This is a genomic window from Lysinibacillus sp. Ag94 (assembly GCF_023242215.1).
In the GTDB taxonomy this organism is placed as follows: domain Bacteria; phylum Bacillota; class Bacilli; order Bacillales_A; family Planococcaceae; genus Lysinibacillus.
Genome location: NZ_CP096780.1, coordinates 1 through 15,347, shown reverse-complemented (window position 1 = coordinate 15,347; position 15,347 = coordinate 1). Strand labels below are relative to the sequence as shown.

11 protein-coding genes, 2 rRNA genes and 2 other annotated features are annotated in these 15,347 nt (G+C 37.0%); of the genes, 2 read left to right on the top strand and 11 right to left on the bottom strand.

Going from position 1 to position 15,347, the window contains the following annotated elements:
• The first annotated feature begins 17 nt into the window (after nt 1-17).
• Entirely contained in the window at nt 18-260 is a 243-nt protein-coding gene (locus tag MY533_RS00065; protein ID WP_248719113.1) for a TM2 domain-containing protein, read from the top strand.
• 87 nt (nt 261-347) lie between these two features.
• Here the strand turns inward: MY533_RS00065 and serS are convergent, their stop codons facing one another.
• The 3 genes from serS to pdxS form a co-directional block, all read right to left on the bottom strand.
• Complete coding sequence (gene serS / locus MY533_RS00060) at nt 348-1,628, bottom strand: serine--tRNA ligase (RefSeq protein WP_248717582.1); 1,281 nt, start codon at nt 1,626-1,628, stop codon at nt 348-350.
• A 69-nt stretch (nt 1,629-1,697) separates the two neighbouring features.
• Nucleotides 1,698-1,921: a binding site (T-box leader), on the bottom strand.
• A 49-nt stretch (nt 1,922-1,970) separates the two neighbouring features.
• Nucleotides 1,971-2,534: a pyridoxal 5'-phosphate synthase glutaminase subunit PdxT gene (gene pdxT, locus MY533_RS00055; protein WP_248717581.1), complete on the bottom strand. Its 564-nt coding sequence runs from the start codon at nt 2,532-2,534 to the stop codon at nt 1,971-1,973.
• A 1-nt stretch (nt 2,535) separates the two neighbouring features.
• Nucleotides 2,536-3,420 carry a pyridoxal 5'-phosphate synthase lyase subunit PdxS gene (gene pdxS / locus MY533_RS00050; RefSeq protein ID WP_132364678.1) on the bottom strand — a complete coding sequence of 295 codons (885 nt, stop codon included), beginning with the start codon at nt 3,418-3,420 and terminating at the stop codon, nt 2,536-2,538.
• A 105-nt stretch (nt 3,421-3,525) separates the two neighbouring features.
• Between pdxS and MY533_RS00045 the strand changes: the two genes are divergently transcribed.
• Entirely contained in the window at nt 3,526-4,950 is a 1,425-nt protein-coding gene (locus MY533_RS00045; RefSeq protein WP_248717580.1) for a MocR-like pyridoxine biosynthesis transcription factor PdxR, read from the top strand.
• 23 nt (nt 4,951-4,973) lie between these two features.
• Here MY533_RS00045 and asnB read toward each other — a convergent pair whose 3' ends face one another.
• The 8 genes from asnB to rrf (MY533_RS00005) form a co-directional block, all read right to left on the bottom strand.
• On the bottom strand, nt 4,974-6,812 hold the full coding sequence (gene asnB / locus MY533_RS00040; protein ID WP_248717579.1) for an asparagine synthase (glutamine-hydrolyzing): 1,839 nt from the start codon (nt 6,810-6,812) through the stop codon (nt 4,974-4,976).
• 102 nt (nt 6,813-6,914) lie between these two features.
• Nucleotides 6,915-8,246 (bottom strand): D-alanyl-D-alanine carboxypeptidase family protein, encoded by a 1,332-nt coding sequence (locus MY533_RS00035; protein ID WP_248717578.1) that lies wholly within the window; start codon nt 8,244-8,246, stop codon nt 6,915-6,917.
• 140 nt (nt 8,247-8,386) lie between these two features.
• A complete protein-coding gene (gene guaB / locus MY533_RS00030; protein ID WP_132364686.1) occupies nt 8,387-9,850 on the bottom strand; it encodes an IMP dehydrogenase in 1,464 nt (487 codons plus the stop codon).
• Nucleotides 9,851-10,148: 298 nt separating this feature from the next.
• A 5S ribosomal RNA gene (gene rrf / locus MY533_RS00025) occupies nt 10,149-10,264 on the bottom strand.
• Between the two features lie 76 nt (nt 10,265-10,340).
• Nucleotides 10,341-10,517, bottom strand: a sequence feature (23S ribosomal RNA rRNA prediction is too short).
• 451 nt (nt 10,518-10,968) lie between these two features.
• Nucleotides 10,969-11,862 (bottom strand): patatin-like phospholipase family protein, encoded by an 894-nt coding sequence (locus MY533_RS00020; RefSeq protein ID WP_132364842.1) that lies wholly within the window; start codon nt 11,860-11,862, stop codon nt 10,969-10,971.
• Between the two features lie 195 nt (nt 11,863-12,057).
• Nucleotides 12,058-13,743 (bottom strand): methyl-accepting chemotaxis protein, encoded by a 1,686-nt coding sequence (locus MY533_RS00015; RefSeq protein WP_248717577.1) that lies wholly within the window; start codon nt 13,741-13,743, stop codon nt 12,058-12,060.
• A gap of 36 nt (nt 13,744-13,779) precedes the next feature.
• On the bottom strand, nt 13,780-14,949 hold the full coding sequence (locus MY533_RS00010) for an ATP-grasp domain-containing protein (RefSeq protein WP_248717576.1): 1,170 nt from the start codon (nt 14,947-14,949) through the stop codon (nt 13,780-13,782).
• Nucleotides 14,950-15,223: 274 nt separating this feature from the next.
• Nucleotides 15,224-15,339, bottom strand: a 5S ribosomal RNA gene (rrf, locus tag MY533_RS00005).
• Nucleotides 15,340-15,347: the final 8 nt, after the last annotated feature.

Sequence of the window (15,347 nt, the reverse complement as noted above, 5' to 3'; positions counted from 1 at the left end):
CCCAATATTCAGCTCCTATGTATGATGGCATCGATCCTTCTTGGCCTATAAAAAATAAAACAGTCGCAGGGGTACTAGCTATCTTTTTAGGTGGAATCGGAATCCATAAATTTTACTTAGGGAAAATTGGACAAGGTATATTGTACCTCATCTTCTTCTGGACATATATTCCGGCCCTTATAGGCTTTATAGAGGGCGTTATTTACTTGCTTTCTAACGAACATAACTTCTCTGTGAAACATCGCGTTCGACCTCGCTAACCTACTGTAAAAAAAGAAAAGCTACTGTTGAGATTAGATATTTTCAACAGTAGCTTTTTCTTTTAGCCGCTTCGTTTCCGACTTGGTTTACTTTGGAGCGATTACTTCTTTTCCGCCCATATATGGTCTTAATACTTCAGGAATCACTACGCTTCCGTCAGCTTGCTGATAGTTTTCTAGGATTGCTGCTACTGTACGACCGATTGCAAGACCTGATCCGTTTAATGTGTGGACATACTCTGGTTTTGCATTTGGCTCACGACGGAAGCGAATATTTGCTCGGCGTGCTTGGAAATCTTCAAAGTTAGAGCATGAAGAGATTTCGCGGTACATATTTTGAGCTGGAATCCACACTTCTAAATCGTACTTTTTCGCTGCAGTAAAGCCTAAATCAGCTGTACACATTTTTAGTTTGCGGTATGGTAATCCTAATAATTGCAGTACTTTTTCTGCATGACCTGTTAATAGTTCTAGCTGTTCATAAGATTCTTCTGGTTTTACAAAGCGTACTAATTCTACTTTGTTGAATTGGTGTTGGCGAATTAAACCACGTGTATCGCGACCTGCAGAACCTGCTTCTGAACGGAAGCATGCACTATATGCTGCAAAGCCATGTGGTAATGCTTCAGCTGGTAAAATTTCATCACGATAGAAGTTCGTCACAGGTACTTCTGCTGTTGGAATCATGAAATAATCTGTGTCATCTAACTTAAAGACATCTTCTTCAAACTTAGGTAGTTGTCCTGTCCCTGTTAAGCTATCACGATTGACAATTACAGGTGGTAGCATTTCTTCATAGCCATGCTCTTCTGCATGTAAGTCCATCATAAACGTCATTAATGCACGTTCTAAACGAGCGCCAAGACCACGATAGAATAAGAAACGACTACCCGTCACTTTTGCACCACGTTCAAAGTCTACAATTTTTAAATCTGTAGCGATATCCCAGTGTGCTTTAATGTCAAAATCAAATGTTGGAATCTCACCCCAAGTATATTCCTCTACATTATCGTCCTCTGTTGTGCCAACTGGTACAGATTCATGTGGAATGTTCGGTAAACGCATCATCATATCTTTAAAGCGTTCTTCTACATCATTTAATTGGACATCTAGCTCTTTAATTTCATCGCCAACTTGACGCATACGTGCAATAACTTCATCCGCATTTTCTTTATTGCGCTTCATGATCGAAATTTGTTCAGATACCTTATTACGTTCAGCTTTAAGCTCCTCTGTTTTTGCAATTAATTCACGACGCTTTGCATCTAATTGTTCAAAATCGTCTAAGTTTCCTAAATCCTCATTACGTGTTAATAGCATTTCTTTAATTTCCGCGAAATTGTCGCGCACGCGTTTAATATCTAACATCTTCATACCTCCAGTAGATTGTTAATGATGGGAAAAATTTAGTAGGAACACAAAAAAGCCCTCATCCCCAAAAGGGACGAGAGCTACCCGCGTTGCCACCCTAATTGATTAGACACATTGTACTTTGTCTAATCCACTTATTTCATAACGGCATTTCAGCCGGCGACAGCCTACTTCATTCACTTCGACTGCGCAACTCCAGGACGGATTCACAAGTGCTTTTATCAGCTTCCACCACCCGCTGACTCTCTAAAAAAAACGTGCTTGCTACTACTTCCCATCATCGTGTTCAGTTATTTAAATTTTATCCATACTGTACTATATGAAGTGGAAATTTGCAAGTCATACCATAGAAGATACAAAATATTCAAGAATTCGTGCATCTGACGTTAATTCTGGATGGAAGGAACATCCTAAGAAATGGTCGTCTCTTGCTAACACGATCTTGCCTTCATGCTTCGCCAATATTTCAACACCCTCACCTACGGAAACAATATGTGGCGCACGTATAAAGACCGCCGGAATAGCAGCACCTATCTCCGGTATGTCGAGCTTCACTTCAAAGCTGTCTACCTGACGTCCATAGGAATTCCGTGCAACTACCACATCCATTACTGCTAAATGTGACTCATAATCCACTAATTCCTTTGCTAATAAAATCAATCCTGCACATGTTCCAAACATCGGTAAACCTTGCTTTGCAAGTGCGCGAATTGGCTCCAATAGCTCATAGCGATCCAGCAATTTCCGCATCGTTGTACTTTCTCCACCAGGCAAAACAAGTCCATCAAGCTTCTCTAAATCAGCACTTTGTTTTACTAACACCGTTTCGCATCCAAGAGACTCTAACATTTGCACATGCTCTCTTACCGCTCCCTGTAATGCTAAAACACCGATTCGCTTCATCTTACCAGCCTCGCTCTTGCATACGCTCATTTTGACTAAGCTGTGCAATATCGATGCCTTTCATTGGAACACCTAGCTCTTTTGAAATTTCAGCAATTAACTTATAGTCCTTATAATGCGTTGTAGCCTCAACAATTGCACGAGCAAATTTCTCTGGGTTCTCTGATTTAAAAATACCAGAACCAACAAATACACCGTCTGCTCCAAGCTCCATCATTAATGCCGCATCTGCTGGCGTAGCAACGCCACCTGCTGCGAAATTCACTACTGGTAAACGGCCAAGACGCTTAATTTCTCTTAATAATTCAAAAGGAGCACCGAGCAATTTAGCCTCGGTCATTAATTCATCCTCTGTCATACCAACTACCTTACGTACTTGGGCATTCACTTTACGCATATGACGAACTGCCTCAACAATATTACCTGTCCCTGGTTCCCCCTTCGTTCGTAGCATAGAAGCTCCCTCACCAATGCGTCGAGCAGCTTCGCCTAAATCGCGGCACCCACAAACAAAGGGCACTGTGTAATCACTTTTTAATAAATGAAACTCTTCATCTGCTGGCGTTAATACTTCACTTTCATCAATATAATCGACACCCATTGCTTCTAACACTCTTGCTTCTACAATATGTCCAATACGTGCTTTAGCCATTACAGGAATAGATACTGCCCCCAAAACCTCCTCAACAATACGAGGATCGGCCATACGTGCAACACCACCCGCCTTGCGAATGTCTGATGGTACTCGCTCTAATGCCATAACAGCTACAGCTCCTGCCGCTTCCGCAATTTTCGCCTGTTCTGCATTAATAACATCCATAATGACGCCACCCTTTTGCATTTCCGCCATCCCGCGCTTCACTAATTCTGTACCTGTTTGTTTCATGATTTCTAACCTCCACCTTTATGATGAAATTTAGTATAATTGAAATTGACCATATAAAAATATCCAGTTTATAAAATAATCGTAAGGTCAGGAGAATTAATGCACATGGACATGCTCTTATTCCAACTAGAAAAAAATGGTGAAAAACCGCTCTACGATCAGCTTTATAGCGGCATTAAAGAAGCTATTATTACAAAGAAAATAGCAGTAGGAGAAAAATTACCATCAAAAAGAAAATTAGCCGATTTTTTGAATATTTCACAAACAACAATTGAAATTGCCTATGCACAGCTACTTGCTGAAGGGTATATTATGTCTAAATCCCGTGTCGGTTATTTTGTAGAGGAAATTGACGAGCTTCCGTATATTCAGCAGGACACAATAACTTCCTTAAACGAACAACCTAAGAAAAAATCGTACAAAATAGATTTTAATCCTGGTTCCATCGATATTGATGCCTTCCCTTTTCAAACATGGCGGAAATATGCGAAAGAGCTCTTTGATGATGCCTCAAAGGAATTATTATTAACAGGTGAGCCTCAAGGGGAACTATCTTTGCGAACGGAGATTGCTAATTATTTATTTCAATCACGCGGGGTTGTTTGTAGTCCCGAGCAGATTGTCATCGGTTCAGGAACAGAACAGCTTCTACCAATGATTTTGCGCCTCTTTAGTGACAATACTTGTTTTGCCCTTGAAAACCCTGGATATCCAGCTGTGCATCGGATGTTTTCCCAGCATAAGCGAAAGGTTTATCCAATTGCGGTCGATGATGAAGGAATTATCATTCATGAGCTCGAAAAAACTAGCGCTGACGTTGTTTATATCACGCCATCTCACCAATTCCCTACAGGAGCAGTATTATCGGCTACAAGACGTGCTCAGGCTTTAAATTGGGCCTCACAAAGCTCCTCTCGATACATTATTGAAGATGATTATGACTCTGAATTTCGTTATACTGGAAAACCAATTCCTGCACTTCATGCATTAGATCGAAATGATAAAGTAATTTATATGAGTACATTTACAAAATCATTAATGCCGTCCTTGCGCGTCGCTTATTTTGTACTTCCACCAAAGTTACTTGCAGCTTATAATGATGTCTTTAATTACTATTCATCGACAGTACCTCGTTTCGATCAACATATTGTAGCTAATTTTATGCGTGACGGCCATTTTGCTAAGCATTTAAATCGCATGAGAAAGATTTATCGAAAAAAGCATGAAAAACTTACTTCTATTTTAGAAAACTATTCTGATCAAATTAACATTACTGGTGAGCAAGCAGGCATGCATATTTTACTCGATGTACAACATACTTTGTCTGAAAAGCAATTACAGCAGCTTGCTTCCAATGCGGAAATCAGAATCTATCCACTCTCTGATTATCGCTTGGATCACTCCTCACCCTCAAAAGCTCAATTTTTACTAGGCTTTGGAGGCATACCTGTGCATGAAATTGAACCTTCTATCGAAAAGCTAATGCACTGTTGGGCTATACAGAAAAAAAACCAATCAACCTCACGTTAAAAGGTTGGCTGGTTTTTCTTTAATTATGATTCTATTAGCTGAATATTATAAAGCTCAAACCATGTATGAATTTGACCCAGATAAGCTAAAAGCTGTGGCCCTGCCATTAATTGTCCATACCAAGGAACTTTGAAAGAACTGCCACCCGATTCAATGAGCTCTATTAGTTTCTGTCGTTCAAATAATTCATGCAGAATTGAATTTTTGTCCTCCATTATGCCTCTGAGCCATTTTTGAACGCCCGCTGTATAAACTGGATGATACGTTTTAGGATACGGGTTCTTTTTCCGATATAAAACTTCTTCTGGCAATAAATGCTGCATTGCTTTACGAAGTAAACCCTTTTCCATACCGTCTAAATTTTTCATTTCCCAAGGAATATTCCACGTATATTCTACAAGACGATGATCTGCAAACGGCACACGGACTTCAAGACTCGCCCCCATGCTCATACGGTCTTTTCGTTCCAGCAATGTTTGCATAAACCATACCATATTCAAATAAAACATTTCTCGTTGCCTTACTTCCTCAATACTCTCTCCATCAAGATATGGTACTTCAGCAATTGTCTGTGAATAAGCCTGTTGTGCATATGATTCAACTTTTAATTTCTTACGCCATCGCTCCTGTAACATTGTTGATCTTTCAGACAATGAACGAATCCATGGAAAACCTGTAGTCGTTTCTGTAAACCATGGATAACCACCGAAAATTTCATCTGCACATTCACCTGATAGCGCAACGGTAAAATCCTGTTTAATTTCTCGACAAAACCATAATAACGATGAGTCAACATCTGCCATTCCTGGTGAATCTCTAACGATGACAGATTCTACTAAGCAATCGATTAATTGCTGCTGAGAAATTTCTTCAGCATGGTGTGTTGTACTAAAGGTATCTGTCATTTTTTGAATCCAATACGTGTCCGTAGATGTTTGAAAAGCATGTGGATTAAAAAAGCGTTCATTATCCTCGTAGTCTATAGAGTACGTATGAAGTTTGCCTTTATTTTGTTGCTGAAACATGGTAGCAGCAATTCCCGTAATAATACTAGAATCTAATCCTCCTGAAAGAAATGTACAGATTGGTACGTCTGAAACAAGCTGTCGTTCAATAGCATCCGTTAATAAAAAACGGACATGATCGATTGTCTCCTCTAATGACTCTTCATGATGTGTACTTTGTAACTGCCAATACTGCCAAACTCGTATACCCTCTCTAGAAAAACGCATTGCATATCCTGGACGTAACTCATTAATATTGTGAAAAGGTGACTTTCCGGGCGTTCTAGACGGTCCTACAGCCATGATATTTGCTAGCCCTTCCGTATTAACGGTTGTTTTAATCAATGGATGAGCTAATAATGCTTTCACTTCGGATGCAAAAAGTAAACCGCCTTGTTGTTCTGTGTAAAATAAAGGCTTTACACCTAATCGATCTCGGCATAAAAACAGAGATTGTGATTGTTCATCCCATACACCAAAAGCGAAAATTCCATTTAAAAAATCAACACACTGCTCTTTCCATTCAATATAAGCAGTTAATAATACTTCCGTATCTGAATGTGTTGTAAAAAGATGCCCTCTTTGTTGAAGCTCTTTCCTTAATTCTTCTGTATTATAAAGCTCGCCATTATATGTAATGACATAGTTTGCACCATCGTGTACTTTTTTCATCGGTTGCTTCCCACCGATTAAATCTATGACAGCTAGCCGACGATGGCCAAATGCAATATGCTCACTACACCAAATATTTTCATCATCTGGCCCTCGTTTATTTAACGTTTGCGTCATTAACTTTAGAATGTCATTAGTTGTTCTTAAATCCTTTTGAAAGCTAGCCCATCCTGTAATGCCACACATTTAGCCACATCCTTTCGCCTAATAGCGTATGCAGGAAAGCGTAAAAATGTGAAAAGAACACGTGATGTTTTAAAAACATCTACGTGTTCTTTATATTAATTATTAAAATAAGCCACCAACAAAGTCAGTAATGCCACTCCATAAGTTTCCGAAGAAGCTACCAATACCTTGGAAGAATAATGAGATACCACCAGCACGCTCCACAGCCTCTGTTGTAACAACATCGGCTTTAAGGCCCTTACCGTCAATAAAACCGTAATCTGTGCCCTCTGAGCGCTCAATAACTACCTTCCCGACAACTGTATCCTTCTTAACCTCTGCTTCAAGACTCTTTTTATCTAATACTAGTTTAGGTTTATATAAATCTTTCTCAGATGACTTGACCATAAATGAAACTGGTTCTTTAACAGCAATTGCTACTTTGTTTTCTTTACCTTTCGTAACTTTTACTGTTTCTTCATCTTTAAACTTATAGTTTGCTGGAATAATTTCTTGTTTCGAGAATTGTGAGAAACCATAGTTAAGCAATTTAGCTGTTTCATCGAAGCGTGCTTTTCTTGAGCCCTGTCCCTTTGTATCTACAGCTTTCATAACAACAGAAATTAAACGTGTACCATTGCGCTCTGCTGTACCTGTAAAGCAATGTCCAGCAAAGTCTGTTGTACCTGTTTTTAATCCGTCAACGCCTTCATATTGGAACACCAATCCCGGCAACATAAAGTTCCAGTTTTCCATTTTAATTGCATCTTCTGTACCTTCACGGAACGTCTTTTTTGCAATTTTAGATGTTTTTAATACATCCGGATGATCTTTTAGTAAATGATATGCTAATTTAGCTACAGATTTAGCAGGCATTACGTTTTCATCACTTGGTCCAGTACCAGCTGGCTGCATACCAAATAAATCTGCATTATTAAGACCAGTAGAGTTTACGAATTTATAGCCTTTAAGACCAAGCTCTTCGGCTTTTTTATTCATTAGCTTTATAAACTCAGTTTCAGTACCTGCAACTGTTTCTGCAATAGCTACTGTTGCAGCGTTTGCAGAGTAAATAGCCATAGCTTCATATAATTCGCGAATAGTGTAAGTTCCATCTCTACGCAATGGTACATTACTTAACGCACGGTTTTGGGACAATTTATACGTATAATCAGTTACGTGATATTCTTGATCCCATTTAACTGTACCTGCATCAATTGCATCCAATAACAGGTATTCAGTCATCATTTTTGTCATACTCGCAATACCTAGTGCAGTATCAGCATTTTGTTCATATAAAATTTTTCCTGAATCTGCGTCAATTAAAATCGCAGCATCCACATGTAGTCCTAAATCTGATTCTGCATGTGCCTTCGCAGGAATACCTGCTAAAACACTAAATAACAAAACAGGAATTAGGAGTAAGCGAATGACAGTGTTTATTGTCTTTTTCACCCTAAAGCCCTCCAAAAAATAATCTTGTCCTCGACATTTTATCATATATAGTAATGTCCGTGCGCACTCTCTATCATAAAAAAATGCTCTCGTGTCATCTTTGTAGACGATTCGAGAGCATAAAAGTTGCTAGTAATATATTACATCGAATAGTTTGGTGATTCTTTTGTGATTTGTACATCATGTGGATGTGATTCACGTAGACCTGCACCTGTCATACGAACAAATTGAGCATTTTCACGTAAGAACTCAAGGTTAGCTGAACCGCAATAGCCCATACCTGCACGAATACCACCGATTAGTTGATAAATTGTATCTGCTAGTGGTCCTTTGTATGGAAGGCGACCTTCAATACCCTCTGGTACTAATTTTTTAGCATCCTCTTGGAAGTATCGATCTTTTGAACCTTTTTCCATAGCGCCAATTGAACCCATACCACGGTAAACCTTAAAGCGACGACCTTGGAAGATTTCAGTTTCACCAGGAGATTCAGAAGTACCTGCAAGAAGTGAACCAAGCATTACAACGTTACCACCAGCCGCTAGAGCTTTAACGATGTCTCCTGAGTATTTAATGCCTCCATCAGCAATAATTGCTTTACCAAGCTCACGTGCTACTGTCGCACAATCGTAAACAGCTGTAATTTGTGGTACACCAACACCTGCTACGACACGAGTTGTACAAATAGATCCTGGACCAATACCAACTTTTACTACATCTGCTCCAGCTTCAAATAATGAACGTGCACCTTCAGCAGTTGCCACGTTACCAGCGATTATTTCAAGCTCTGGATAAGATTCACGGATAGAGCGAATTGTTTGTAATACACCCTCAGAATGACCGTGAGCTGTATCGATTACTACGATGTCTACTTGTGCTTCAACAAGCTTTTCAATACGTATCATCGTATCTTTTGACACACCAACTGCTGCCCCTACTAATAAACGACCATGTACGTCTTTAGCAGCGTTAGGGAACTCAATTACCTTCTCAATATCCTTAATTGTAATTAATCCAGTTAATTTACCTTCTTCATCTACAATTGGTAACTTTTCGATTTTATATTGTTGAAGAATCTTTTCAGCATCCTCTAGAGTCGTTCCAACAGGCGCTGTAATTAAATCTTCTTTTGTCATAACTTCTTCAATTTTTAAAGAATAATCAGAAATGAAACGTAAGTCGCGGTTTGTAATGATCCCTACTAGCTTTTGGTTTTCCATACTATCAACAATTGGTACACCAGAAATACGGTATTTACCCATTAAATGCTCAGCATCGAAAACTTGGTGAGTCGGAGTTAAGAAGAATGGGTTAGTAATAACGCCATTTTCAGAACGTTTTACTTTTTCTACTTGCTCAGCTTGCTCATCAATCGACATGTTCTTATGGATAATACCGATACCACCTTGACGTGCCATAGCAATTGCCATTTTAGACTCTGTAACAGTATCCATGCCTGCGCTGATCATTGGAATATTTAATTTAATCTTCGGTGTTAGTTGAACTGATAAATCAACATCTTTCGGTAATACTTCTGAATGCGCTGGTACTAATAATACATCATCAAAAGTTAAACCTTCTTTGGCAAATTTAGTTTCCCACATTTTCGTAACGTCCTCCTATAGTTTAAAGAATATTAATTGTAAGATTAACAACGTGCTAAGCTACTGTCAAGAAACTTATAAAAGAAAGACAATTCAGATTTTTCGATGTGGTAACTCTGATAGTCTTTTCGCCCTTTTTTACTATGAAAAATATAGGCTTTTTTAATTTCTTCTACATTTAGAATAGATAATAGTTAAGCTCTGTCTTATTTTAGGCAAGTTTTGCTGAATTATTGATAAATTATTAAGGATTTTTATAAAAAAACAAACAGTCAGCACGCAGCTGACTGTTTACATTGCCTAGCGACGTCCTACTCTCACAGGGGGAAGCCCCCAACTACCATCGGCGCTAAAGAGCTTAACTTCCGTGTTCGGTATGGGAACGGGTGTGACCTCTTTGCCATCATCACTAGACTTATTTAATTGAAAGATTGTTCTTTCAAAACTGGATAAACGGTGCATTGAATGCTTCAAACATTTGGTTAAGTCCTCGATCGATTAGTATTCGTCAGCTCCATGTGTCACCACACTTCCACCTCGAACCTATCTACCTCATCGTCTTTGAGGGATCTTACTTACTTGCGTAATGGGAAATCTCATCTTGAGGGGGGCTTCATGAGTGAAATAGATTATTCGGTATTAGCCCCGGTTTCCCGGAGTTATCCCAAACTATAAGGTAGGTTGCCCACGTGTTACTCACCCGTCCGCCGCTAACGTCAAAGGAGCAAGCTCCTTTTCTGTTCGCTCGACTTGCATGTATTAGGCACGCCGCCAGCGTTCGTCCTGAGCCAGGATCAAACTCTCCATAAAAAGAAATTTGATTAGCTCAAATTGTTTTGCTGGCATCATGTTTGATGTCCAAAATTTTGTTCCGTTCACTAACTCGAGGTTAGCTACTAAAAACTTTATTGATTACGTTTTGCTTGTTCAGTTTTCAAGGTTCATTTATAAATCGTCATCTCTTTATTAAGAGTTAACTTTTATATAATAACATGTTTTATACATAATGTCAAACAGTTATTTTTTATATTGTTCTAGTTGCATGTTTAGCAGCAACTTTTATATAATACCACCCACTTCATAGAACGTCAATAGTTTTATTTGTTTTTTAAAAAGTTTTACAACCTAAACTTTGGCCATGATTTTAAAAATTGAATAGTACGGTTTCTTCCTATTTCTAAAAGCGTTTCTTTCGTCTCTTCATCTAAATCAAATTGTGTGGCGCTATAGTCATCGACAGGAATAAAAATAATATCTCGTTCATGCCGTCTTGAAATATACCTTTCGTCATGAGCATCTTTCATCGTAGTAAATAAAGCTTCAAATAAATTTAATCCGTTTTTGATTTCATGTGGATGTTGTTCTTCTCTACGTCTACTCAATTTAAGTCCTATAATTGGTCGCATCTTACGTCCTTCTCTATCATCAAATACCCATAACGGAAAATTACTCAATACCCCGCCATCTACTATAACTGAATCTCCTTTTCCTGTTTTTAATGTAACAGGCTCAAAGAAGAACGGTATGCCACAGCTCATACGTAAAGCACTTGCTACAGAAAAGTTCCTCGCTTCAATATGATATTTTTGTAAATCGTCTGGTAAAACGATCATTCTGCCATTTGTTAAATCTGAAGCCACTAATTTTAATGAATCTCTAGGTAAATCTCCGAATGTATAAACACCTTTTGCCGCCAATTTCTGAAAAAACCATTTTTCTAATGCTTTCCCTTTATATAAACCTAAATGGTGATAAACATTAACCCACTTCATAAACGGGAAAGGTAAAATTGTTTTCCTTGGATCTAGTAATGAAGGTACATCCAACTCTTCTAACATCGTTTGAATTTCTTTTCCACTATATCCTGCAGCAATAAATGCAGCTAATATGGCCCCAGCACTTGTTCCAGCTACCCGTTTAAAGCGGAAATTTTCAGCTTCTAGTACTTGATACGCCCCAACTAGTGCAAACCCCTTCAAACCGCCACCAGAAAAAACACCATCAATCCACAAAATTTCCTCTCCTTTTTCAGGTAATCGCTACATTATATAAAGAATTATATACAATTAGAACGAACTCAATGAGTATTTTGTCGAATTTACAAACGGCTTTGATACTCGCATACGGATCTAAAAATAGTAAAAGGATTAGCTCTGTTCAAGTTAGAGCTAATCCTTTTAACTTAGTTGTTAATGTTATTACTTAAATTACTTAATTTTAAAATGTGCAATTTGACCTTTTAAGTTTTCAACCATATCATTTACTTGATTAGCTGTTCCTAGCATTTCTTCCATAAAAGCAGATTGCTCTTGCATAGTTGAAGCAATGTTTTGGGTACCTGCTGATGTTTGCTCCAATGATTGCACAGTTGTCTCAGTAGTCCCTAATACTTGTTCAGAGCTTGCTGATATTTGTTCTACTGTTGAAGCAATTGATTGCGTTCGCATGCTAATGTTTGAAATTAGAGATGAGATTTTTTGGAAAGTATCTCCAGCCAATCTTATTGCGACAGTTTCTTGATCAATTTCATCTACTACTCTCGTAATAGCTTCAACCGATTCATTAGAATTGCTTTGCATTTCAGAGATTAATTTAGTTATGTCATTAGCAGATTGAGCAGACTGTTCTGCTAAATGTCTTATTTCATCTGCGACAACAGCAAATCCTTTTCCGTATTCACCTGCACGAGCAGCCTCAATAGCTGCATTTAGTGCTAGTAAATTAATTTGATCTGAAATACTTGTAATGACATTTGTAATTTGTCCTACTTCTTTAGAACGTTGATGCATTTGTTCTGTCATTTGCATAGAGGCTTTTGAAAGCTCGTTAATTGAATCAATTCCTTGTACGGATTGTTGAATGACATTATTACCCTGATTGGATTCTTCTGCTGTCTTAATAGATTCATCAGAGACGTTTGTAGTAGATTCTGTAATTTCTACTATCCCCTGTGATATTTCTCTAATGGCAATTTGATTTTGAATAGCCCCAGTTGTTATCATTTCGCTACTTACTGAAACTTCCTGAACTGCTGCTGATACCTGATTAGCCATTTCTGTCACTTGCTCTATACTTTGAGTCAATTCTTTAGACCCGTTTGCTACATAGTCTGCTGTTGAGGATACATGACCTATAACTTCTTTTAGCTGTACTTGCATACTATTAAAACTTGATGCAAGTTGACCAATTTCATCATTACTTGTATTTTTTATTTCCTGTGTTAAATCACCAGCTGCAATTACTTTAGTATAATCAACAAGTTCATTTAACGGTTTAGAAATTCTTTTAGCAGTGAAATATGCTAGTATACCACTTACTACAATAAATATAAGCGCTAATAATACACATACTTTTATTAATAAATTTTCTAGATCAACTATAAAATCTGCATCTTCATCTAATCCTAAGACAGAATCTGTCCCTTGAACTTGTAAAAATGTTGACTTATGGGCACCGTAATCATCTATATAAATATCACTTGTAACCATTTTAGTTGTACCTAGTGCTGCTTTTTGTTCATCTGTAAACGCTAGTGGTGATAAATACTTATCGTCATTACCTAAAAATAAAATGACTTCTTTATTATCTACTTTACTCATAATATAGACATTTTCTAAATCATACTCTTTTTGAAATGCATTTCCTCTAGACAATAGTTCTTGATATGCACTTTTGTTTGTTTTAGCACTATTGATTAATTCTTTATCAAATAACTCATTAAAATCCTCCATTTTCATTGTTAAGCTCTCTTCAAACTGGGGAATAATATATCCGTCAATTAAACGATCAGCTACAATAAAGATGGCTAAACTAAAAATTGTGCTTATAACAACAATAGGCATTAATACGTTTAATAATATTTTCTTTCTAATTGTCATACCTTTAAACATCATTAACGCTCCTAACTGGAATTAAAAAATTAGTCATTATTAAACAAATACCATTTCTTTTAACGTTATATATTGATTCAGATCTAAATTCAATAACCTTCTATTTTCATTTAAATCCGGTGACTTATGAAAGATTACAGCAAAAGTAGAGCTTTCATTCACATTCATTGGTCGATATTCTAAAATTTCACCAAAGTTTTGTTTAAACGCTTCATGATTAATAGATACAACTTGCTTACAATCAATAGAGGCATCTATTTCAGCACAACAAAAGCTATAAATTGAATCATCCATTTGATTAACTATATTTTCCCAGTCAGGCTTTTCTTGTTTAAAAAAGTACTCACATGCGTTTACACCATATGCATGAACGCCAAGTTCATTTGTCCCGATACCAGCAAATCTTAGTGGATTTACTTCAATAGGAACAATCTGGTCTTTATCGATGCGAATTTCGATATGTATAGGGGCGGACTTTAAAGCGAAAAACGATGAAATAGTTCTTAAAAACTCTTGAATTTTGTTGAGGGACTCGTTTATTACTTGCTTACTCGTATAGTAAATTCTATCGCTCATGTCTTTTTCATGCCTAAACATTCTTTTAAAAAGATTTAGGATAACCGGTTCTCCATCTTCTGTAAAATATACGTCAACAGCGTATTCATCGCCTTCAATTAATTTTTCAATTATAAATGATTGATTATTAATAACTTCGATTGGATACTCTGAACTTGTAACTTCCATTTCAAACTTAAGTTGTTTAATAGTTTCTTTATATTCTTCTACCTTATCAATACGATGTACACCTATACTTGAATATCCTATAACAGGCTTAACAATAATAGGGAAAGGTAGAGCACTAGGATCTAATTCTTCTAATTCTTTTAGAGAAACTTCTGTGAAAAAGAAATCTGTATAATGTCTACTTAATGTTTTCCTAAAAGTAACTTTATTTTTCAAAATATCTGTAACAGTTGTTAAATAGTGATTAGGCGCATATTTTGATAAAATATTAAGTCCATTTTCAGAGTTAAAGAGAATTGGAGAATTCCCCTTCTCTAATTCAATCAACAAATCGTCTACCTTTTTTAAATTTATAGTAGATTCGTTTGGTATAAAAACTTCATTTAATTTGATTACCGGAATTTTATTCTTACTAATTGTGTCCGCTAATAATTCCGAAACATAAGGTCTATCTAGTATTATCAATATTTACACTCCTATTTGTATATTTTTTTACATATCTATTTAGTATGTAAAAATAACTATTACCTATTTTAATATATAATACCTATAAAAGCCATAATATTACCTTTTAATACTATGGGTAATATTACATCGAAATTAATATGAAAGCATATTGAATATGTAAATACTAATGAGTATATTTGACTATAGAAAGATTAACTTTTACTATTGGTTAATTATTATTTGTATAATTTTATAAAAAAAAACAGCCAGCACTCAGCTGACTGTTTATATTGCCTAGCGACGTCCTACTCTCACAGGGGGAAGCCCCCAACTACCATCGGCGCTAAAGAGCTTAACTTCCGTGTTCGGTATGGGAACGGGTGTGACCTCTTTGCCATCATCACTAGACTTATTTA

Bases quoted from the DNA above. Each gene is read 5' to 3' on its own strand.
- MY533_RS00015 (WP_248717577.1), bottom strand. From the start codon at position 13,743: ATGATGTTTAAAGGTATGACAATTAGAAAGAAAATATTATTAAACGTA.
- serS (WP_248717582.1), bottom strand. From the start codon at position 1,628: ATGTTAGATATTAAACGCGTGCGCGACAATTTCGCGGAAATTAAAGAA.
- guaB (WP_132364686.1), bottom strand. From the start codon at position 9,850: ATGTGGGAAACTAAATTTGCCAAAGAAGGTTTAACTTTTGATGATGTA.
- asnB (WP_248717579.1), bottom strand. From the start codon at position 6,812: ATGTGTGGCATTACAGGATGGGCTAGCTTTCAAAAGGATTTAAGAACA.
- MY533_RS00065 (WP_248719113.1), top strand. From the start codon at position 18: ATGTATGATGGCATCGATCCTTCTTGGCCTATAAAAAATAAAACAGTC.
- MY533_RS00045 (WP_248717580.1), top strand. From the start codon at position 3,526: ATGGACATGCTCTTATTCCAACTAGAAAAAAATGGTGAAAAACCGCTC.
- pdxT (WP_248717581.1), bottom strand. From the start codon at position 2,534: ATGAAGCGAATCGGTGTTTTAGCATTACAGGGAGCGGTAAGAGAGCAT.
- pdxS (WP_132364678.1), bottom strand. From the start codon at position 3,420: ATGAAACAAACAGGTACAGAATTAGTGAAGCGCGGGATGGCGGAAATG.